The organism is Terrabacter lapilli, assembly GCF_039531305.1.
Lineage (GTDB): Bacteria > Actinomycetota > Actinomycetes > Actinomycetales > Dermatophilaceae > Terrabacter > Terrabacter lapilli.
In genome coordinates this window covers 164,933-185,847 of record NZ_BAAAPU010000004.1, presented here as the reverse complement: position 1 = coordinate 185,847, position 20,915 = coordinate 164,933, and the positions used below count along the sequence as shown (strand labels likewise).

Below are 20,915 nucleotides of genomic sequence, written 5' to 3'. Positions count from 1 at the left end.
ATGCCCGGTGACGCGGAGAAGGCACCGGCCCCCACCGAGGGGCCGCCTTCTCGCACGGCGCGGCAGTCGGACGACACCACGGGGGAGACCATGCGCCGGACAGCGGAGCACGTGCAGGACCCGCTCGAGGAGCGGCCCGTGACCGATCCCACGGTCGCGCCCACCCCGGCGCACCCGACGGCGCACCCGACGCCGCAGCCGGTGCCGGACGTCGAGGTGGTCGAGCCACCCATCCCCGGGCGCGTCCGACGTCCTGCCGACGGCGTACGCCTCGCCGCTGCGGTCCTGCTGCTGCTGCTCGGCCTCGTGGTCGCCGACCTCGCGTCCGGCACCCGTGGAGGCGTCGAGCAGGACCTCACCGACGTCACGAGCGGCCTGCCACGCCTGCTGCTGACGCTGCTCGGCTGGCTGAGCGGCATCGGCGTGCTGCTGCTGCCCATCGGCGTCGGTGCCGACCTGCTCGTGCGGCGCCGTCCCATGCAGCTCATCCAGGCGCTCGGTGCCGCGGTCGTGGCAGGCATCCTCGTCATCGTCATCGGCCTGCTCGTGCAGTCGGGCAACGGCGGGTTCATCACCAGCGTCCTGACCCGACCCACCCCGACCGGGCACACCGCCCCGCTGGACATCGTGGTCGTGTCGATGCTCGCCCTGCTGACCGTCGCGGACATCTCGGGCCGCAAGTGGGTCTCCCCGATCGCCACCGGGGTGGTCGTCGCCACCCTCGTCACCACCCTGCTCTCGGGCGCCATGACGCTGGCTGCGCTCACGTGCTCGCTCCTGCTGGGGTGGATCGTCGGGCTGGCCTCGCGGCTCATCTTCGGCGTCAGCTCGACCCGCCCGCCGGGCACCGAGGTGGCCGCCGTGCTGGTGTCGGGCGGCATTCCGCTGCGCCGGCTCGAGCTCGTCGACGCCAACGACGCCGGCGACCGCCGCTACCTCGGCTCCACGGCCGCGGGACCGCTCGACGTGCACGTCATCGACCGCGACACCTTCGGCCTGGCATCCGGGCGACGCCTGCTGCGCGTGCTGCGCCTGCGCAGCGGCTTCACCCGGCCCCCGTCCCTGACCCTGCAGTCCGAGATCGAGCACCGTGCCCTCATGGGCCTCGCACTCCACGACGCCGGCATCCGCGCCCCGCGACCGGTCGCCGTCTCGGAGGTCGGGCCCTTCTCGGCCGTCATCGCCTACCGGGAGCCGGACGGCACGCCGATCGGCGAGCTGGGTGACCGCCTGGACGACGCCCAGCTGGCGGCGATCTGGCAGCTGGCGGCGACGCTGCACCGACGCCGCATCGTGCACCGCCAGCTCGGACCGTCGACCATCCTGCTCGACGACAGGCCGGACGACGGGCCCCGGGTGGCACTGGCGCAGCTCGGCAGCGGCGACGTCGCAGCCGACGACATCAGCCTGCGCATCGACCTCGCGCAGCTGCTGACCACGGTGGCGCTCGCGGTCGGTCCCGAGCGCGCCGTCGACTCGGCCGTGGCCGTCCTGGGCGAGGACGCCGTGCTGCGGGCCGTGCCCGTGCTGCAGCCCGTGGCGCTCAGCTCCGATGCGCGGGCGGCGCTCCGGGCCTCGAAGTCCGTCATGGGCGAGCTGCGTGAGCGCCTCGTCTCCCTGCGGCCCCAGGCGGAGCCCGTCGAGCCGGTGCAGCTGCGCCGCATCTCCGTCAAGGGTGTCCTGACCCTGGTCATGGGTGGTGTGGCCGGCTACCTGCTGCTGACGCAGCTCGCGCAGGTCGACATCGCCCAGGTCGTCAGCACCGCCGACTGGCGCTGGGCCGTGCTGCTCGTCGTCTTCGCCGCCGCGACCTTCGCCGGGGCGTCCCTGGCGCTCGCCGGGGCCGTCCAGATCCACCTGCGATTCGTCCGCACCTACATGACGCAGCTGGCCGTCGCCTTCTCCGGTCTCGTCGCGCCCGCCGCCGTCGGCAACATCGCGCTCAACACCCGCTACCTGCAGACCTCGGGCCTGACGCCCACCGTCGCCGGGGCGAGCGTGGGCGTCGCGCAGGTGGCCCAGTTCTGCTCGTACTTCGTGCTGCTCGTCATCTCCGGCGTCCTGGCCGGAACCGGACCGGCCGTGTCGTTCAGTCCCTCGCCGATCCTCGTCGCGGGCATCCTGGCCGTCGTCATCCTCGCCCTGGGACTCCTCGCGGTCCCGCGGATCCGCGCCGTGCTCACCGACCGGGTGCTGCCGCAGGTCCGCTCCGCGCTCCCGCAGGTCCTCGCCGTCCTCCAGCACCCGAAGAAGCTGACGCAGCTGCTCGGCGGCGCCCTGATGCTCGACATGTCGTTCGTCGCGGCCCTGGTGTGCGCGACGAGGGCCTTCGGCGGCGAGGCGCCCGTGGCGGCCATCGCCGTCGTCTACTTCGCCGGCGCCATCGTCGGCTCGGCCGTGCCGACCCCCGGTGGCCTCGGCGGCATCGAGGCCGCCATGTCCTTCGGCCTGATCTCCATCGGCGTCGACAGCGGCACCGCCGTCTCCTCGGTCCTGCTCTACCGCCTGGCCACCTACTGGCTCCCGATCCCGTTCGGGTGGCTCTCGCTCAGCCGCCTGCAGAAGGTCGGGGCCATCTGAGCCGGCCGGCCGGCATACGCCCTCGGTCCGGGGCGCGGAGGTCAGCTGCGGCAGGGGCGGTTATCGTCGGGCCATGACGGTGCGGCGGATCATGGGACTCGAGACCGAGTACGGCATCTCCGTGCCCGGTGACCCGATGGCCAACCCGATGTTCCTCTCGGGCCAGGTCATCAGCGTCTATGCCGCCGCGCAGGGCATCCGGTCCAACCAGTCGAGCTGGGACTACGCCTTCGAGGACCCGCTGCGCGACGCGCGCGGCTGGCAGCTCGACCGGCAGACCGCCGACCCGAGCCAGCTCACCGACGTCGAGGACCCGACGCTCGCGAACGTCGTGCTCACCAACGGCGCCCGCTACTACGTCGACCACGCGCACCCCGAGTACAGCTCGCCGGAGGTGACCCTCCCGCGCGACGCCGTCACCTGGGACCGCGCCGGCGACGCCATCGCGCTCGAGTCGGTGCGGCTGCTCGCCGCACGGCCCGGGCAGCCGCCGGTCAACCTCTACAAGAACAACGCGGACGGCAAGGGCCAGTCCTACGGCACCCACGAGAACTACCTCATGCCGCGCCGGACTCCCTTTCCCGACATCGTGCGTCACCTCATCCCGTTCTTCGTGAGCCGTCAGGTCGTATGCGGTGCCGGCCGGGTGGGGCTGGGCGTGGACAGCCGTGGGGCGGGCTACCAGATCTCCCAGCGCGCGGACTTCTTCGAGACCGAGGTGGGCCTCGAGACCACGCTGAAGCGCCCGATCATCAACACCCGTGACGAGCCGCACGCCGTGGCTGACCGCTACCGGAGGCTGCACGTCATCATCGGCGACGCCACCCACCTCGACGTCGCGACGCTGCTCAAGACCGGCACCACCTCCCTCGTGCTCGGGATGATCGAGGACGGGCACCTGACCGAGGACTGGTCGATCCGGCGTCCGGTCGCGGCCCTGCAGACCGTCTCGCACGACCCGTCGCTGCAGGCGACCGTCGAGCTGGTCGACGGGCGCTCGGTCACGGCCCTCGACCTGCAGTGGATGTACCACGAAGCCGCTCGCACCTGGCTCGACCGGCGGGGCGACGACCCCGTCCCGGACGCGACCGGCGAGGTCATGAGCCTGTGGGAGGAGGTGCTGACCGGGCTCGGCGCCGACGTCATGTCGTGCGCGCCGCTGGTTGACTGGGTCGCCAAGCTGGGGCTTCTCGAGGGCTACCGCGCCCGCGACGGCCTCGGCTGGGACGACCACCGGCTCGCCGCCATCGACATCCAGTGGGCCGACGTGCGCCCCGAGAAGGGCCTCGTGCACCGCCTGCGCGACCGCGGCATGCTGCGCGACCTCGTCACCCCGGAGGAGGTCAAGGCCGCACAGACCACGCCCCCCGAGGACACGCGCGCCTGGTTCCGGGGCGAGTGCGTCCGCCGCTTCACCCCGCAGGTCTTCTCGGCGAGCTGGGACTCCGTCGTCTTCGACGTGCCCGGCCGGGCCAGCCTGCAGCGCGTGCCCATCCTCGAGCCCGAACGCGGCACCCGCGCGCAGGTCGGTGCCCTGCTGGAGCAGAGCGGCGACGTCGCCGAGCTGCTCCGCGGGCTCGCCACGCCCGAGTGAGCCTGCGGCGGATCACGGCTCGGTGCTCGGTCGGCGTGGGCCCTACGGGTTAGGGTCGAGTCAACAGGTTCTTCACGTCTGGGAGGTAGCCATGCCGGGTCAGGAGCACGTCAAGCCGCAGCGTCGTGACGAGGAGCCTCCGGAGACACCGGAAGCCCCTCCCGCCGCGCCGGCCGGGGCCGCGGTCAAGGAGGGCCTGTCCGACGACATCGACAGCGTCCTCGACGAGATCGACGGGGTCCTGGAGTCCAACGCCGAGGAGTTCGTCCGCGGCTTCGTGCAGAAGGGCGGCCAGTGACCCCAGCGTCCACAGGACGTTCCCGGCCGCTCGACGACGCCTTCCTCCGCGCAGGCTCCTCGTCCTTCACCGAGTTCGTCTCCGCCTACCGCCCCGAGCTGCTCCCGTCCGCCCGTCGACTCCCGTCCGGTGCCACCATCGAGGCCCCGCACGGCACCACCATCGTGTCGCTGCTGTTCGACGGCGGGGTCGTCATGGCCGGCGACCGCCGGGCCACCATGGGCAACATCATCGCCAACCGTGACATGGAGAAGGTGTTCGCCGCCGACGAGTACAGCGTCGTCGGGATCGCCGGCACCGCCGGCCTGGCCATCGAGCTGGTGCGCCTCTACCAGGTCGAGCTCGAGCACTACGAGAAGATCGAGGGCGCCATCATGTCGCTCGAGGGCAAGGCCAACCGCCTCGCCTCGATGATCCGCGGCAACCTCGGGCTCGCGATGCAGGGGCTGGCCGTCGTGCCGACCTATGCCGGCTTCGACCTGGAGTCGGCCACCGGCCGGATCTACTCCTACGACGTCACCGGTGGCTGCTACGTCGAGGGTGGGCACCACTCGACGGGATCCGGCTCGGTCTTCGCCCGGGGGTCCCTCAAGAAGCTGTGGCGTCCCGGGCTCGAGGAGCAGCAGGCGGTGTCGGTGGCCGTGGAGGCCCTCTACGACGCCGCCGACGACGACTCGGCCACGGGAGGTCCCGACGTCGGTCGTCAGATCTGGCCGACGGTCGCCGTCGTGGACCACGCCGGCGTCCGGTTCGTCCCGCAGGACGTGCTCGAGGGCCATGTCCAGCAGGTCATCGCAGCGCGCCGTGACAACCCGGGAGGCGCGCGATGACCATGCCGTTCTACGTCCCGCCCGAGCAAGTCATGAAGGACCGGGCGGACTTCGCCCGCAAGGGGATCGCTCGAGGCCGCTCGGTCATCGTCGTGGGCTACGACAAGGGCATCGCCTTCGTCGCCGAGAACCCGTCGCGGGCCCTGCACAAGGTCTCCGAGATCTACGACCGCATCGCCTTCGCAGCGGTCGGGCGCTACAACGAGTTCGAGAACCTGCGGGTGGCCGGCATCCGCTACGCCGACCTGCGCGGCTACTCCTACGACCGCACCGACGTGACGGCTCGCGCCCTGGCCAACACCTACGCCCAGATCCTCGGTGCCGTCTTCACCCAGGAGTCCAAGCCCCTCGAGATCGAGATCGTGGTGGCCGAGGTCGGTGCCGACCCCGACAGCGACCAGATCTTCCGGCTCACCTACGACGGCTCCGTCGCCGACGAGCGCGGCTTCGTGGCCATGGGCGGTGCGAGCGACGCGGCCGAGGAACGGTTGACCACCGGATGGCGACCCGGCATGTCGCTCGCCGAGGTCCTGCGCCTGGCCGTCGACGTCCTGGGGGCCGGGGAGAACGGCGAGCGCCGAAACCTCGACGAGGGCCAGCTCGAGGTCGCGGTGCTGGACCGCGACCGACCGCGCCGCTCCTTCCGGCGCATCGTCGGCCCGGTGCTCTCGCGCCTGCTCGGTGAGCCGGCCGGTGAGTCCTCCGACGAGGTGGCGCCGGCAGCTCCACCCGAAACCGGCCCGGTCGGCTGACCGGCTGCGGACGCACGAGGGCCGCCCCCGGAAGGGGGCGCCCCTCGATGTCTCTGAGTCGACGAGATCAGCGGCGGCTGGCGCCCACACGCTTGCCGGTCGCACCTGTCTGGTGCGCCGGCCCGTCCCCGGCAGGCTCGGAAGCGTCCTCGGCCTGCTGCTCACCGGCCTCGTCGCGCTGGGCGGCCGGGGAACCGGGCCTCGAGGCCCCCGCGGCCTGCGCAGCCACCTCGTCGACCTGGTCGGCTGCGCCAGCGGGACCGGCCTGGGTGCCCGCCGTCGGCTGAGCGGCGGGCGTGGGGTCCTCGCCGGCGTCGCCTCCGTGGTTGTCGTTCGCGGTGCGCTGCTGCACGCCCGCGGCCTGGGTCTGGGCCCTGGCCTGCGGCTGCGCCGCGCCGGCCTGGGCCGCAGCCCCGCCGGAGACGTCGGCTCCCTGGGCCGTCTCCGGGGAGTCGAGCGACTCCACCACGGCGCCACCACCGAGGGTGGCCAGCATCTGGCGGACGTTCGCCAGCTGCCCCGTGATGCTGTCGCGCTGCGCGGAGGCGGCGGCGAGCTCGCGCTCGGACTCCTCGCGCACCCGAGATGCGTGGTCGCGGGCCTCGGACACGATCTGGTCGGCCTGGCTCTGGGCCGTCTCGAGCATGCGCTTGGCCCGAGCCCGCATCTCGTTGGCGTCCTGCTCGGCGCGCTGGGTCAGCTGACGCATACGGGCCTCGCTCTCGGTGAACGCGGCCTCCATCTGCTGGCGACGGGCCTCGAACTCCGCGTCCGCCGACTCGCGGCGAGCAGCCAGGCTGACCTCGAGCTCCGCGGAGGCGGTCGAGGCCTTGAGGCGCTGGGCCTCGAGCTCGGCGGCCGCCTCCTGACGCTGGGCCGCCATGACGCTCTGCGCCTCGGCCACGACGGCCTGGGCCTCCCGGTTGGCCTGCGCGATGACCCGCACGGCTTCCTCGTCTGCACGCGCCCGGGCCTGGTCCGCGTACGTCGTCGTGGTCGTCTTCAGGTCCGCGGCGGCACGGTTGGCCCGCTCGCGGATCTCCTCGGCGTCGGCCGCCGCGCGGTTGCGCATCTCCGCGGCCTCCTGGTCGGCGAGCGTGAGGATCTGCGTGATCCGCTCACCGAGGTCGGCGTAGCTCTGCGCCGGGCCCGCGGACGCGTTCTTCAGCTCCGCCATGACGCGGGCCTGCTGCCCGAGCTGGCCCCGCAGGTCGGACAGGGCTGCGTTGAGCTTCGTCAGCTCGACGCTCCGCTCGGCGGCGTCCTTCTTGGCCGCCTGAAGCGTGCGGTTCTGCGACTCGATGAAGGCGTCCACCTCCTCCGGCTCGTAGCCGCGGCGGGAGAACTTGAAGTGGGGTCTGTCGATCATTTCCGTCCAATGCAGAGGAGGTGGAGGGACACGGCATGAGGGGACGGCGACATTGTGGCAGGCGTCGCCGGACTCCGGTCACCGTGGCACGGACCGTGTGCGACGGCGCAACCCTGACCCCACCGTGGACCGGCAGGCACCCCCGGACCTGTCCCGGGTGCTGGACCCCCGGGCCCGTGGTTGTGCGGAAGTCGTCCACAAGGGGCCGGTCGGACCCGGTCAAGAGCCGGCCGCCACCTAGAGTTGGTCCATGGAGCGGCGGATCTTCGGGATCGAGAACGAGTACGGCGTCACCTGCACCACCCAGGGCCAGCGTCGGCTGACCCCGGACGAGGTCGCCCGCTACCTGTTCCGTCGCGTCGTCGCATGGGGCCGCTCGAGCAACGTCTTCCTCGGCAACGGCGCTCGCCTCTACCTCGATGTCGGCTCGCACCCGGAGTACGCGACGGCCGAGTGCGACTCCGTGCGCGAGCTCGTCGTCCAGGACAAGGCGGGGGAGCGCATCCTCGAGGGGCTCGTCGAGGATGCCCAGGGTCGCCTGCGCGACGACGGGGTCGAGGGCGAGATCTTCGTCTTCAAGAACAACACCGACTCCGCGGGCAACTCCTACGGCTGCCACGAGAACTACCTCTACGGGCGCACCGGCGACTTCCAGCGGGTGTCCGACATGTTCATCCCCTTCCTCATCAGCCGCCAGATCATGTGCGGCGCCGGGAAGGTCGTCACCACGGCCCACGGGGCCAGCTTCGCCGTCAGCCAGCGCGCCGACCACATCTGGGAGGGCGTGTCATCGGCCACGACCCGCAGCCGGCCGATCATCAACACCCGTGACGAGCCGCACGCGGACGCTGAGCGCTACCGCCGCCTCCACGTCATCGTCGGCGACTCCAACATGTCCGAGACGACCAACCTGCTCAAGGTCGGCAGTGCCGACCTCGTCCTGCGGATGATCGAGGCGGGGGTCGTCATGCGCGACCTGTCGATGGAGAACCCCATCCGCGCCATCCGCACGATGAGCCACGACCCCAGCGGACGGGCGACGGTGCGCCTGGCCAACGGCCGAGAGCTCTCGGCGCTCGACATGCAGCGCGAGTACCTCGACAAGGTCGTCGAGTTCGTCGACAGGGAGGGCACGCACAGCCCTGACACCAAGCAGGTCATCGACCTGTGGGGCCGGGCGATCGACGCCATCGGCGCCGGCGACCTCGGGGCGATCGAGACCGAGATCGACTGGGTCATCAAGTACCGCCTCATCGAGCGCTACCGGGCCAAGCACGGCCTGTCCCTGACCGATGCCCGGGTCCAGCAGCTCGACCTCGCGTACCACGACATCAACCGCCGCCGTGGCCTCTTCTACCTCCTGCAGCGCCACGGCCGCACGGCCCGGGTTGCCTCGGACGTCGAGATCTTCGAGGCCAAGGTTCGGCCACCGCAGACGACGCGTGCCAAGCTGCGCGGCGACTTCATCCGCGCGGCCCAGGCGCACGGTCGCGACTTCACGGTCGACTGGGTGCACCTCAAGCTCAACGACCAGGCCCAGCGCACGGTGCTGTGCAAGGACCCGTTCAAGGCCGTGGACGAGAGGGTCGAACGGCTCATGGAGAGCATCGACCGGTCGCCCGCGAGCCACCGTCCCCTCTGACCGATCGGGCCCGGGCCGCTCCCGGACGGGCCGCACAGAGCGCCCGCGGTCGCAGCGGAACCTGTCAGTGCGCTGTGAAACGCGCACAAGGGCGGGCGTTACAGTGGCCGGGCTCTGACCTGCGGGACCCTCGTGCCCGCCCACTCCCGACCGAAAGTCTTCCCTGTGCGTCTCAACCGTCCGGCCTACCGCATGGCCGTTGTCCTGACCGCCGCTCTCGGGCTCACCACCGTCGCCGCGTGCGGCTCCGGCTCCGGCGGTTCGGGCGCCGCGTCCTCGACCGCAAGCTCGAGCGCAGCCGCCTCGGCCGCGCTGCAGGGGCTCACCGCCACCGGGGCGGTCGACCTCAAGACCGCGCCCAAGGTCACGCTCGGCAAGACGCCCATCAGCTCCACGAACGTCGAGCACAAGGTGCTGACGCCGGGAACCGGCAAGGCGGCGACCAAGGCCGACACGGTCAAGCTGCGCGCCCAGATCTACAACGGCACGACCGGCAAGCTCCTCGACAACGGCTTCACCGCCGGCCGCCCCACCGAGAGCTACCGCCTGGCCCGCACCGACATCGTCCCGGGCTTCACCGAGGGCCTCGTGGGCGCCACCAAGGGCGGTCGCATCGCCTTCACGATCCCGCCGGCCAAGGGCTTCGGAAGCGCGGGCAACCAGCAGCTCGGCATCAAGGGCACCGACACGATCGTCGTCGTGGCCGACATCGCCGACGTGCACACCCCGATGACCAAGGTCGACGGTGCGCAGTCACCCTCGCCCGCCGGCCTGCCCACGGTCGAGTTCAAGAACGGCCCGACCAAGGCGCCGACCGTGACCGTCCCGAAGACGAAGGCCCCCACCACGACGCAGCAGGCGACGCTGGTCGAGGGCACCGGCCCGGTCGTGCAGAAGGGTCAGACGATCAGCGCCCAGTACCACGGCGTCCTCTGGAAGGACGGCAGCGTCTTCGACTCCTCGTGGGAGCGTGGCACGCCCGCGGACTTCCCGATCGGGGTCGGCGGCGTCATCAAGGGTTGGGACTCGACCCTGGTGGGCAAGAAGGTGGGCAGCCGGGTGCTGCTCGTCATCCCGCCGGCCGACGGCTACGGCAAGGCCGGCAGCCCGCCGAAGATCTCCGGCACGGACACCCTGGTGTTCGTCGTCGACATCCTCGACGCGTACTGACACCCCCAGCACCTGCCCCACGAACAGCCACCACGGACGAAAGGCACCCGCAGCATGGCACTCGACCCCAACCGCACGAAGCCCGAGATCGACTTCCCGGAGGGTGACGCGCCCACCGACCTCGTCGTCGAGGACCTCATCGAGGGCGACGGCCGCGAGGCGAAGGCGGGCGACACCGTCAGCGCCCACTACGTCGGCGTCGCGCACTCGACCGGTGAGGAGTTCGACTCCTCGTGGAACCGGGGCGAGCCGCTCGCCTTCCGCCTCGGGGTCGGCATGGTCATCCCCGGCTGGGACAAGGGCATCGAGGGCATGAAGGTCGGGGGCCGTCGCAAGCTGACCATCCCCTCGCACCTGGCCTACGGCGAGCGTGGCGCCGGCGCCGCGATCAAGCCGGGGGAGACCCTGATCTTCGTCGTCGACCTCGACGACGTGCGCTGAGTGGTCTAGTCCTGCAGCATCCGGGCGGCATACCGCCCCGCGACGGCCGCGCCGAGGAAACCGGCGCGGTCGTCGTCGTATCCGCGGCCCATGGTGCGCAGCGGGACGGGACTCGCGCGCAGCGCCGCGTCGAGCCCGTCGACGCCCACCTCGTGGAACGCCAACCGCCCCGCGCTCGAGTCGCACAGCTCCCGCGCCTGGGCGAGCACCCGGCCTCCCAGCTCGCCGGGGAGCACGGGCACGGGGACGTCCGCCGGCACCAGTGACACCCTGCCGTATGCCGTGAGGCTGTGGTGCGAGACGCCGCGGTGCCGCTCGCGCGGGTCGGCCTCCGAGATCCGCAGCGAGCAGACGGGCCTGCCGCCCAAGGTCCCGGCGGCGTTGACCGCCTCGCCGGCGGACGTGCCGGAGAAGCCCCAGCGCGTGCCGGTGCCCAGGTTGCCCGGCCCCTGGGACACGACGACGACGTCGGCACCGACGACGTGGTGGGCGGCCAGCAGGCCGGTGTGGACGTTGACGGCCTCGAGGTCCCCGCCGTAGGCCTGCCCGACGGTGACGGAGGCCGCCAGCCAACCGGCCTCGCGCAGCCCGGCGACGGTGCGGGAGAAGTCGATCGGCAGCGCGCCGCCGTCGGTCATGACGTAGGCGACGCGCAGCTGCGGGGAAGCCTCGCGCAGGCCGGCGAGGATCGCCGGCAGCGCGGAGTGGAGGTCGGCGACCACCACCGGCATCCCCGCGAGGTCGTCGGCGTCGGCCAGGGTCGCGTGGTGCTCGCTGTCCTGCTCGTCCACGCCCAGCACCATGGTCTGGCTGGGCGTGTAGCGCGCCTTGACGACATGGCCCGCCACGGCGGTGACGTCGTCCACGGGCCGGGGCAGGGCGTCCGGGGCGGCGACCACGATGGCGAGCCCGCCGGTGCCGAGCCCCCGCTCGAGCGCCGTCGTGTTGAGCAGCACATCGGTGCCGGCCGCGAGCTCGCCGACGGTGTCGACGTAGCCGAGCGCGCGGACGCTGTCACCGGAGGCCAGGCGCACGGCATACTCCATCGCCCCCGCCCAGCGCGTACGCACCTCGACCACGACTCCCCGACGCCACTGGATCATGCGGTGACCCTATTCGATCGCATGTTCGGGTAGCGTCGGACTGCCCGCCCGCGCGCCGCCCCCGTCAGGAAGGTCTCGATGAGCCCTGCGTCTGCCTCGGCCGAGAAGACCGAACGGCTGCTCAACCTCATACTCGCGCTCAAGTCGGCCCGCCGACCGGTCTCGAAGCAGAAGATCCGCGAGTCGCTGCCCGCCTACGCCCAGGCGAGCTCCGACGAGGCGTTCGACCGCATGTTCGAGCGTGACAAGGACGAGCTGCGCGAGATGGGCATCCCGATCACGACGACGGTGCTCGACGTCCTCTTCGACGACGAGGTCGGCTACCGCATCGACGCGAGCGAGACGGCGCTGCCGGCCATCAGCTTCGAGCCCGACGAGATGGCCGCGCTCGCCCTCGCCGCCCGCGCCTGGTCGACGGCGAGCATCTCGGGCGCGGCGTCGGCGGGCCTGCGCAAGCTGCGCCTGTCGGGCGTCGAGATCGACGAGTCCGTCGCCGCCGGGGCCGAGCCGCGCATCCGCACCAAGGAGCCGGCCTTCGAGGCCGTGCACGCGGCCGTGTCGGCGCTGCAGCCGATCACCTTCGACTACCGCCGCAACGACGGGGAGCTCACCACCCGCCACGTGCAGCCCTGGGCCCTCAAGAACTGGCACGGCCGCTGGTACCTGACCGGCTATGACGTCGACCGTCGCGGTGAGCGTGCCTTCCGCCTCAGCCGCTTCGAGGGTCCGGTGCACCGCAAGGGCAGGGCGGGGACGTATGCCGTCCCGACCGACCACGTGCCCGAGGTGGCCCTCGAGGCCGAGCTCCCCGAGCCGGAGGGCACCGCCGTGGTGCGGGTGCGCCACGGGCGGGGCCACACGCTGCGCCGCCACGCCGTGCGCACGACCGAGGTCGACGAGTCCTGGGCCGACATCGAGCTGCCCTACCGTCGCGGCACGACCGAGCGCGACGTCGTGGCGCTCGGCACCCATGCCGTCGCGGTGGCGCCGCCCGAGCTCGTCGACGGCGTGTGCTCGGCGCTGCTGGCCGTGGCCGAGGCCCACGAGCGACGCTCGCGCCAGCCGGTGGGAGCACCGACGGGGGAGCGGGCATGAGCGCGGCACGTCGGACGGCGGCTCGCAAGCCCACCGAGACCGCGACGCAGCGGCTGGGCCGGCTCCTCGACATGGTCCCCTGGCTGCTGCAGCACCGGGGGGTGGCGATCGGGGACGCCGCGCGCGAGTTCGGGGTCGACGAGCAGCAGATCGTCGAGGACCTCGAGCTGCTGTTCGTGTGCGGGACCCCGGGCTACGGCCACTCCGAGCTGATCGACGCGCAGTGGGACAGCGGCTACATCTACCTCGACAACGCCGACGACATCGCCGCGCCGATGCGCCTGACCCGCGACGAGGCGGTCACCCTCACGGCCGGCCTGCAGGCCCTGGGGTCCACCCTGGTCGGGTCGGACGTCGCCGAGCGCACGCTGGCCAAGATCCGGGCCGCAGCGGCGACCACGGTCGGCGAGCCGACCGGCCGCATCGCCCTCGACCTCGACGACGGCAGCCAGCACCCGGCCATGGCGACGCTCAAGGACGCGTTCGCGCGTGGTCGCCGGGTGCACCTGCGCTACTACGTCGCCACCCGCGACGAGTCCACCGAGCGCGACGTCGACATCATGCGCATCCTCAACCTCGACTCGCAGTGGTACGTCGAGGGCTACTGCCACCGGGCACGGGGCGTTCGCCTGTTCCGCCTCGACTGCATCGAGGACGCGACGGTCCTCGACGTCGACGGGACGCCGCCGCCCGACGCCCGTCCGCGCGACCTCGACGACGTCTTCGTCCCCGGCGAGAACGACCTCACGGTCGTCCTCGAGGCCAGCCGCTGGGCCGCGTGGATCGCCGACTACTACCCCAACGAGGGAGTGGTCCGCGGCGCCGACGGCTCCCTGCAGGTGACCCTCAAGGTCGCCGACCCGGCCCTGGTCCGACGCCTCGTGCTCCGTCTCGGCGGGGAGGCTCGGGTCGTCGAGCCGCGCGAGCTGGTCGAGGCGGTGGCCCGGGAGGCCCGGGAGGCGCTGGCTGCGTACGACCGCGCCTGACCCTGCCCGACGCTGTCCATCCACTGGACGCCGATGTCCACCGTTCGGTCGCGCGGCGCGGGACGGACGTAGCACAGGTGTTGTTCACCGGGCGCACGTATGCTGGACACCTGCAGCACCGAGGCTGCCCCATGACGGTCCGGACCCGGACCGGCTCTTCACGAGGAGACGTCACCATGCCCAACCTGGGTGCCCCCGAACTCATCATCATCGCGGTCGTGCTCATCGCCCTGTTCGGCTGGAAGAAGCTCCCCGACATGGCCCGCAGCCTCGGTCGCTCGGCGCGCGTCTTCAAGTCCGAGGTCGACGAGCTGAAGAAGGACGGCAAGCCGGCGCCCAGCGAGGCCTCCCGCACCACGGTCCCCGGTGACGTCGTCGACGCCGACGCCGAACGCCGCGCGGCGGAAGCCCGCCTCGCCGACGCCGAGCGCCGCGCCGCCGAGGCACGAGCCGAGGCCGACCGCCTCCGCGCGGCCAGCACGCCGACCCACACGCCCGCTCCGGGCACCACGAGCACTCCCAGCGCCACGGGCGCTCCCGGGAGCACGAGCAGCAACGACGACCTCCGCCGCGACACCACATTCTGAGCGGGTCGGTTCCCGGACCCCTTCCAGCCTCCTTCATCGGACTCACCTGAATGCCCTCACTCCGACGTCAGCGCGACCCCGAGGGGCGGATGTCGCTCGGTGACCACCTCCGCGAGCTGCGCAACCGCATCACCATCAGCGCCATCGCGATCGTCATCGGCGGCGTGGTCGGCTGGATCTACTACGACCGGGTCATCGAGGCCCTGACCCGCCCCCTGCGCGACATCGCGGCGCAGCGGCACAGCGTCGTCAACATCAACTTCGCGGGCATGACCGACGCGTTCGCGCTGCAGCTGACGACCTCGCTCTTCGTCGGGCTCATCATCGCCTCGCCGATCTGGCTGTTCCAGATCTGGGGCTTCATCGTCCCGGGCCTGACGAGCAAGGAGAAGCTCGTCGCGCGGCTCTTCGTCGTCGCCGCGGTGCCGCTCTTCCTCGCCGGCTGCTTCTTCGCCTTCATCATGGTGCCCAAGGCCGTGGCCGTGCTCCTCGGCTTCACGCCCACGGGCGCCTACAACCTGCAGGACGGCTCGCAGTACCTCAACTTCGTCCTGAAGTTCATCGTGGCCTTCGGGTGCGCGTTCCTGCTGCCGGTCTTCCTCGTGGCGCTCAACCTCATCGGCGTGCTGCCCGCGCGGGCGATGCTCAAGGGCTGGCGCCCGGCGGTCATGATCATCCTCGTCTTCGCCGCCGTCATGACGCCGACCCCCGACGCCTACACGATGCTGTTCCTCGCCGCCCCGATGGTGGCCCTCTACTTCGCCTCCGTCGGCGTCGCGTTCCTCGTCGACCGGCGCAAGGAGGAGCACAAGCCCGACTGGTTGGAGGTCCCCGACGACCAGGCGTCGGCCCTGTAGCGTTCGGGTGTGTCCCAGCGTGTCGCCCTGATCGTCAACCCGACCGCTGGGAAGGGCGCCGGACGGGTCATCGGCGCGCAGGCCGGACGGCTGCTGCGCGAGGCGGGGCACGAGGTCGTCGACGTCTCGGGACGCGACTACGCCGAGGCGCGGTCCCGCGCCCGTGAGGTCGTGGACGAGGGGGTCGACGTCGTGGCCGTCGTCGGCGGCGACGGCATGGTGCACCTGGGCGTCAACCTGTGCGGCGGCACCGGCACGCGCCTGGCCGTCGTCGCGGCCGGCACCGGCAACGACTTCGCGCGCAACCTCGGCCTGCCGGTCCGGGACGCGGGGGCGGCCGTGGCGCTCCTGGACACCGGCTTCACGCGCAGGATCGACCTGGGGCGCGTCAGCCATGCAGCAGCGGGGGACCGGTGGTTCGCCGGGGTGCTGGGGGCCGGCTTCGACGCCGTCGTCAACGCCAGGGCCCAGCGGATGCGCTGGCCGCACGGCCAGATGCGCTACAACCTCGCCGTCCTGCGCGAGCTCCCGGTCTTCCGGCCGATCCCGTACGCGGTGGAGCTCGACGGCTGCCGCATCGAGACCCGCGCGATGCTCGTGGCGGTCGCCAACACGACCTCCTTCGGGGGCGGCATGCGGGTGTGCCCGAGTGCGGATGTGGCCGACGGGTACTTCGATGTCATGATCGTGGGCGCGCTGTCGATCCCGGCGTTCCTGCGCGTCTTCCCGAAGGTCTACTCCGGGACCCACACCACCCATCCCGCGGTCCAGATCCACCGGGCCCGCCGAGTTCGCCTGGAGGCGGAAGGCATCCATTCGCAGGCCGACGGCGAGATGTTCGCCGACCTTCCCATCGACGCAGAGGTCGTCCCCGGCGCCCTGCACGTCCTGACCCCGACGGAGGTGCTCTCGTGATCGCCAGCTGGCCGCGCCTGACCGAGTTCGCTGCACAGCTCGACTTCCCGCTCGACGACTTCCAGATCGAGGCCTGCCGGGCCGTCGAGGAGGGCCGCGGCGTGCTCGTGGCCGCACCGACCGGCGCCGGCAAGACCGTCGTCGGCGAGTTCGCGGTGCACCTGGCCCTCGCGACCGGGCGCAAGGCGTTCTACACGACCCCGATCAAGGCGCTGTCCAACCAGAAGTACGCCGACCTCGTACGCGTCCACGGCGCCGACCGGGTGGGGCTGCTCACGGGCGACGCCTCGATCAACGGTGAGGCGCCGATCGTCGTCATGACGACCGAGGTGCTGCGCAACATGATGTATGCCGGGTCGACCACCCTGCGTGGGCTGGGCTGGGTCGTCATGGACGAGGTCCACTACCTCGCGGACCGTTTCCGGGGTGCCGTGTGGGAGGAGGTCATCATCCACCTGCCCCCCGACGTCAGCGTCGTGTCGCTGTCGGCGACCGTCAGCAACGCCGAGGAGTTCGGGGCGTGGCTCGACGCGGTGCGGGGTGACACCGAGGTCATCGTCTCGGAGCACCGCCCGGTGCCGCTGTGGCAGCACATGATGGTGGGCCAGACGCTGTTCGACCTCTTCGTCGAGGAGCGTCAGGCGGACGACGACGAGGACGTCGTGGTCGACCCCGGCTACTACCCGGTCAGCGTCAACCCCGACCTCGTGCACGCCATCCGGGGCTCGGAGGGCCGCGGCGCCTGGGACTCGCACTGGGTCAGCTCGCGCGGCGGACGGGACAAGGGCCGCCTGCACGGCAAGAACGGCGGCAAGAACGGCACCGGTCGCGACGACTGGGGCGGACGGGGACGCCGGGGCAACGACTCCTCGGGAGGCCGCGGGCCCGGTGGCGGCGACGGTGGCCGCGGGTTCGCCCGCGGCGGACGCCCCGGCGGCCAGGCGACCCGGGCGGAGGTCATCGACCGGCTCGAGCGGGAGGGCCTGCTGCCGGCGATCACCTTCATCTTCAGCCGTGCCGGCTGCGACGGCGCGGTCGGGCAGCTGCTGTCCAGCGGGATGCGCCTCATCCCGGAGTCCGACGGGGAGGCCAACCGACGGCTCGTCGAGGAGCGCATCCAGGGCCTGGCCGAGGAGGACCTCTCGGTGCTCGGCTACTGGGACTTCGCCGACGGGATCTCCCGGGGCTTCGCCGCCCACCACGCGGGCATGCTGCCGACGTTCCGCGAGATCGTCGAGGAGCTCTTCACCGCCGGCCGCATCCGCGCGGTCTTCGCGACCGAGACGCTGGCCCTCGGCATCAACATGCCGGCCCGCACCGTCGTGCTCGAGAAGCTGGTGAAGTTCAACGGCGAGAGCCACGTCGACATCTCGCCGGCGGAGTACACCCAGCTGACCGGCCGTGCCGGCCGTCGTGGCATCGACGTCGAGGGCCACGCGGTGGTGCTCTGGAACCGTGGGCTCGACCCGGCCGCGGTCGCCGGTCTCGCCTCGACCCGCACCTACCCCCTGCGCTCGAGCTTCCGTCCGACGTACAACATGGCCGTGAACCTGGTGCGCCAGTTCGGTCGCGAGAACGCGAGCAAGATCCTCGAGACCTCCTTCGCGCAGTTCCAGGCGGACCGGGCGGTGGTCGGCTTCGTGCGCACGGTGCGCCGCAACGAGGAGGCCCTGGCCGGCTACGCCGAGCAGATGACCTGCCATCTCGGTGACTTCTCCCAGTACGCCGCGATCCGCAACGAGATCCGTGACCTCGAGAAGGAGGGAGCCAGGGCCCGGTCCGCGTCGACCCGGGCTGCGGCGGCGATCTCGCTGGAGTCGCTGAAGATCGGCGACATCGTCCGCATCCCGGCAGGGCGGCACAGCGGCCTCGCCGTCGTCGTGATGCCCAACCGCGGTGGCAAGGGTGAGGCCGCGTCCCCGGCCGTCGTCACCGAGGACCGCCAGCTGCGGCGCCTCACGCTGCACGACGTGCCGACGCCGCTCGAGCCCCTCGGGTCGATGCGGGTGCCCAAGCAGTTCAACGCGCGCAACCCCAAGGCGCGCCGAGACCTGGCGGCGACGCTGCGCACGACGATGCCGCACGACCCTCCGCGCCGCCGGCGCGACACCCAGCACGACCCGACCGACGAGCGCATCGACGAGCTGCGCCGGCGGATGAAGGCGCACCCGTGCCACCGGTGCCCCGACCGCGAGAACCATGCGCGGTGGGCCGAGCGGTGGTGGCGGCTGCGGCGCGAGACCGACGGCATCCAGCGCAAGATCGACGGGCGCACCAACTCGGTGGCCAAGACGTTCGACCGCATCTGCGAGCTGCTCCTGACGATGGGCTACCTCGGCGAGGGCGGGCAGTCGGTGACCGAGGAGGGCAACCGCCTGCGCCAGCTCTACACGGAGAAGGACCTGCTGGCGGCCGAGTGCCTGCGCGAGGGGACCTGGCGCCGGCTCGATGCGCCGTCGCTGGCGGCGATCGTCTCGACGCTGATCCACGAGCCGCGCCGTGAGGAGGGCGGGCTCACGCCGCGCTGGCCCAACGACGACGTGCGCGAGGCGTACGACCGGATGATCGAGATCTGGTCCGACCTCGAGGACGCCGAGGGCGCGCTCGCGCTGCCCCGCACCGGTATGCCGGACGGCGGGATCGCCTGGGCCATGCACCGGTGGGCGAGCGGTCAACGGCTCGAGGACGTGCTGCGGGGGACCGACCTCGCAGCAGGGGACTTCGTCCGCCGCTGCAAGCAGGTCATCGACCTGCTGGGCCAGCTCACCGACGCGGCGGAGCCGGAGCTGGCGACGACGGCGCGGAGGGCGAGCGACGCCGTGCTGCGAGGCGTCGTCGCGGCCGACCGGCTGGACTGAGGCTCCGGGACGTCCTGCCGTCCCGGATGCGGCGGCGATTGTCCCCGGAGCGCCCGCCTCGGCTATGGTTGCAGCACCGGTCGACGTTTTTGGTGCTCGTGTCTTCACACGCTCGCAAGGAACGACATTGCGAGCGCAACTGTTTCTTCAGGGTTTCTGGAGTGGTCGCGTCTCTGCCGACCGGGGGTCGCTGACACGCAACGGCTCACTTCACCCAAAAGGAGAAAACATGGCACAGGGAACCGTCAAGTGGTTCAACTCGGAGAAGGGCTTCGGCTTCATCGCCCCGACCGAGGGTCCCGACGTCTTCGTCCACTACTCGGAGATCACGGGCAACGGCTACCGCAGCCTCGAGGAGAACCAGGCCGTCGAGTTCGACGTCGAGCAGGGCCCCAAGGGCCCGCAGGCGATGCGCGTCCGCGCGCTCTGATCTCGCCGATCTGAGCTGAGCCCGCCGGACCCAGGTCCGCACGACGAAGGCCGGTCCCCGCAAGGGGGCCGGCCTTCGTCGTCGTTGCAGGCCCCGTGGCGCGGCGTGGGGCGAGAACGCCCCACGCCAGCGGCCCCCGGACGCGCCTCAGATGCGCGTCACGCGCTCGAAGGGGCTGTTGACGCGTACGACCCCCGACTCGAACTTCAGGGTCACCGTGTCGGCCGTGGTCGCGACCACGACACCGAGGCCGTGGCGCAGGTGCGACACCCGGTCGCCGACCGAGAACTCCTCGACGTCGGGTGTCGGAGCGGGCCTGAACGGGCTGCTGGAGAGATGGCGTCGGCGGTCTGGGGTTCCGTGGTTGGGCACCCTCCAGTATGCGCCCTGCCGCGAGCGGCCCCGTCAGTCGATGCCGAGCGCCGAGATCACCCGGTCGAACGACGAGGTGAGGCCGTGCTCGAGCGCGAGCCTCGACATCAGCACCGGGTCCGCCACGGCCGATGGCGCGGCGAGGTCGTGGTCGGGCAGCGCCGCGTCCTTGGCGACCGCGACGACCCGGGGTGCGGCGTCGAGGTAGTCGGCGGCCGCTTCGAGCCGAGCGCGCTGGGCCCTCTTGATGGCCGGGTCGCCGCTGTCGATCGCGGCGCGGATCGCCTCGAGCGAGCCGTACGTCGTGATGAGCTTGGCGGCGGTCTTCTCGCCGATGCCGGCCACGCCGGGCAGGCCGTCGCTCGTGTCCCCGCGCAGGACCGCCATGTCGGCGTACGCGGGTCCGGTGCCGACGCCGTACTTCGAGGCGAGGAAGGCCTCGTCGACGAGGTCCGGGGAGCGCACCCCGCCGCGCGCCGTGTAGACGACCCGCACCTGGTTGGCGTCGTCGACGAGCTGGAACAGGTCCCGGTCGCCGGTGACGATGTCGACCGGCATACGGCCGCTGTAGCGCGTGGCGAGCGTGCCGATGACGTCGTCGGCCTCGAAGCCGTCGGCCCCGACCCGCGCGATGCCCAGCGCCTCGAGGGCCTGCACGATGATGGGGACCTGGACGCCGAGGGCCTCGGGCACCTGCTCGCCGGAGAGGTTGTCGTCGCCCGGCTCGGCCACGCGGTGCGCCTTGTACGACGGGATCGCCTCGACCCGGAAGGCGGGCCGCCAGTCGTTGTCCCAGCAGGCCACGAGGTGGGTGGGCCGGCCCCGCTCGACGAGGGAGGCGATCATGTCGAGCAGCCCGCGCACGGCGTTGGTGGGCACGCCGCTCGGGCCGATCACCTCCGGCACGCCGAAGAACGCGCGGAAGTAGAGCGACGCGGAGTCGAGCAGGAGCATCCGGGGGGTGGGCGACGGCATACGGCAGAGGGTAGCGGCCGACGCCCGGCGTCACGGTGGTCGGCGACCGTACCGCCATGAG

Annotated in this window: 19 protein-coding genes; 15 read left to right on the top strand and 4 right to left on the bottom strand. The window is 72.0% G+C overall.

Features of this window, described 5'->3' with window-relative positions:
- From ABD241_RS07045 to prcA, 5 genes are all read left to right on the top strand, one after another.
- Positions 1 to 2,580 (top strand): lysylphosphatidylglycerol synthase domain-containing protein, encoded by a 2,580-nt coding sequence (locus ABD241_RS07045; RefSeq protein WP_344059878.1) that lies wholly within the window; start codon positions 1 to 3, stop codon positions 2,578 to 2,580.
- A 73-nt stretch (positions 2,581 to 2,653) separates the two neighbouring features.
- Positions 2,654 to 4,174 (top strand): depupylase/deamidase Dop, encoded by a 1,521-nt coding sequence (gene dop / locus ABD241_RS07040; protein WP_344059876.1) that lies wholly within the window; start codon positions 2,654 to 2,656, stop codon positions 4,172 to 4,174.
- A gap of 91 nt (positions 4,175 to 4,265) precedes the next feature.
- Complete coding sequence (locus ABD241_RS07035) at positions 4,266 to 4,472, top strand: ubiquitin-like protein Pup (protein ID WP_026863386.1); 207 nt, start codon at positions 4,266 to 4,268, stop codon at positions 4,470 to 4,472.
- On the top strand, positions 4,469 to 5,302 hold the full coding sequence (gene prcB, locus ABD241_RS07030; RefSeq protein ID WP_344059872.1) for a proteasome subunit beta: 834 nt from the start codon (positions 4,469 to 4,471) through the stop codon (positions 5,300 to 5,302). The genes ABD241_RS07035 and prcB overlap by 4 nt, the downstream gene beginning before the upstream one ends.
- Complete coding sequence (prcA, locus tag ABD241_RS07025; protein ID WP_344059870.1) at positions 5,299 to 6,054, top strand: proteasome subunit alpha; 756 nt, start codon at positions 5,299 to 5,301, stop codon at positions 6,052 to 6,054. The genes prcB and prcA overlap by 4 nt, the downstream gene beginning before the upstream one ends.
- A gap of 67 nt (positions 6,055 to 6,121) precedes the next feature.
- Here prcA and ABD241_RS07020 read toward each other — a convergent pair whose 3' ends face one another.
- Positions 6,122 to 7,423 (bottom strand): coiled-coil domain-containing protein, encoded by a 1,302-nt coding sequence (locus ABD241_RS07020; protein WP_344059868.1) that lies wholly within the window; start codon positions 7,421 to 7,423, stop codon positions 6,122 to 6,124.
- 250 nt (positions 7,424 to 7,673) lie between these two features.
- Between ABD241_RS07020 and pafA the strand changes: the two genes are divergently transcribed.
- The 3 genes from pafA (at position 7,674) to ABD241_RS07005 (ending at position 10,676) form a co-directional block, all read left to right on the top strand.
- Entirely contained in the window at positions 7,674 to 9,065 is a 1,392-nt protein-coding gene (gene pafA, locus ABD241_RS07015) for a Pup--protein ligase (RefSeq protein WP_344059866.1), read from the top strand.
- Between the two features lie 165 nt (positions 9,066 to 9,230).
- Positions 9,231 to 10,235, top strand: a complete 1,005-nt coding sequence (locus tag ABD241_RS07010) for an FKBP-type peptidyl-prolyl cis-trans isomerase (protein WP_344059865.1) — start codon at positions 9,231 to 9,233, stop codon at positions 10,233 to 10,235.
- A gap of 54 nt (positions 10,236 to 10,289) precedes the next feature.
- Positions 10,290 to 10,676: an FKBP-type peptidyl-prolyl cis-trans isomerase gene (locus tag ABD241_RS07005; RefSeq protein WP_344059863.1), complete on the top strand. Its 387-nt coding sequence runs from the start codon at positions 10,290 to 10,292 to the stop codon at positions 10,674 to 10,676.
- 5 nt (positions 10,677 to 10,681) lie between these two features.
- On the opposite strand, the gene ABD241_RS07000 is transcribed toward ABD241_RS07005, so the two are convergent.
- Complete coding sequence (locus tag ABD241_RS07000; RefSeq protein WP_344059860.1) at positions 10,682 to 11,779, bottom strand: DUF3866 family protein; 1,098 nt, start codon at positions 11,777 to 11,779, stop codon at positions 10,682 to 10,684.
- 78 nt (positions 11,780 to 11,857) lie between these two features.
- On the opposite strand from ABD241_RS07000, the gene ABD241_RS06995 reads away from it, so the two are divergent.
- The 7 genes from ABD241_RS06995 (at position 11,858) to ABD241_RS06965 (ending at position 19,507) form a co-directional block, all read left to right on the top strand.
- Positions 11,858 to 12,874: a helix-turn-helix transcriptional regulator gene (locus ABD241_RS06995; RefSeq protein WP_344059858.1), complete on the top strand. Its 1,017-nt coding sequence runs from the start codon at positions 11,858 to 11,860 to the stop codon at positions 12,872 to 12,874.
- Positions 12,871 to 13,860, top strand: a complete 990-nt coding sequence (locus ABD241_RS06990) for a helix-turn-helix transcriptional regulator (RefSeq protein ID WP_344059856.1) — start codon at positions 12,871 to 12,873, stop codon at positions 13,858 to 13,860. The genes ABD241_RS06995 and ABD241_RS06990 overlap by 4 nt, the downstream gene beginning before the upstream one ends.
- A 176-nt stretch (positions 13,861 to 14,036) precedes the next feature.
- Positions 14,037 to 14,447, top strand: coding sequence for a Sec-independent protein translocase subunit TatA (gene tatA, locus ABD241_RS06985; RefSeq protein WP_344059854.1), 411 nt, complete (start codon positions 14,037 to 14,039; stop codon positions 14,445 to 14,447).
- Positions 14,448 to 14,497: 50 nt separating this feature from the next.
- On the top strand, positions 14,498 to 15,304 hold the full coding sequence (tatC, locus tag ABD241_RS06980; RefSeq protein ID WP_344059852.1) for a twin-arginine translocase subunit TatC: 807 nt from the start codon (positions 14,498 to 14,500) through the stop codon (positions 15,302 to 15,304).
- 9 nt (positions 15,305 to 15,313) lie between these two features.
- Positions 15,314 to 16,219: a YegS/Rv2252/BmrU family lipid kinase gene (locus ABD241_RS06975; RefSeq protein ID WP_344059850.1), complete on the top strand. Its 906-nt coding sequence runs from the start codon at positions 15,314 to 15,316 to the stop codon at positions 16,217 to 16,219.
- The gene (locus ABD241_RS06970; RefSeq protein ID WP_344059848.1) at positions 16,216 to 19,077 is read left to right on the top strand and encodes a DEAD/DEAH box helicase; all 2,862 of its coding nucleotides are present in this window, start codon (positions 16,216 to 16,218) and stop codon (positions 19,075 to 19,077) included. The genes ABD241_RS06975 and ABD241_RS06970 overlap by 4 nt, the downstream gene beginning before the upstream one ends.
- Positions 19,078 to 19,306: 229 nt before the next feature.
- Positions 19,307 to 19,507 carry a cold-shock protein gene (locus tag ABD241_RS06965; RefSeq protein ID WP_020144233.1) on the top strand — a complete coding sequence of 67 codons (201 nt, stop codon included), beginning with the start codon at positions 19,307 to 19,309 and terminating at the stop codon, positions 19,505 to 19,507.
- A gap of 147 nt (positions 19,508 to 19,654) precedes the next feature.
- Here the strand turns inward: ABD241_RS06965 and ABD241_RS06960 are convergent, their stop codons facing one another.
- Both ABD241_RS06960 and ABD241_RS06955 read right to left on the bottom strand, forming a co-directional pair.
- Positions 19,655 to 19,879 carry a hypothetical protein gene (locus tag ABD241_RS06960; RefSeq protein ID WP_344059846.1) on the bottom strand — a complete coding sequence of 75 codons (225 nt, stop codon included), beginning with the start codon at positions 19,877 to 19,879 and terminating at the stop codon, positions 19,655 to 19,657.
- Positions 19,880 to 19,912: 33 nt separating this feature from the next.
- A complete protein-coding gene (locus ABD241_RS06955; RefSeq protein WP_344059844.1) occupies positions 19,913 to 20,854 on the bottom strand; it encodes a 5'-3' exonuclease in 942 nt (313 codons plus the stop codon).
- Positions 20,855 to 20,915 lie beyond the last annotated feature (61 nt).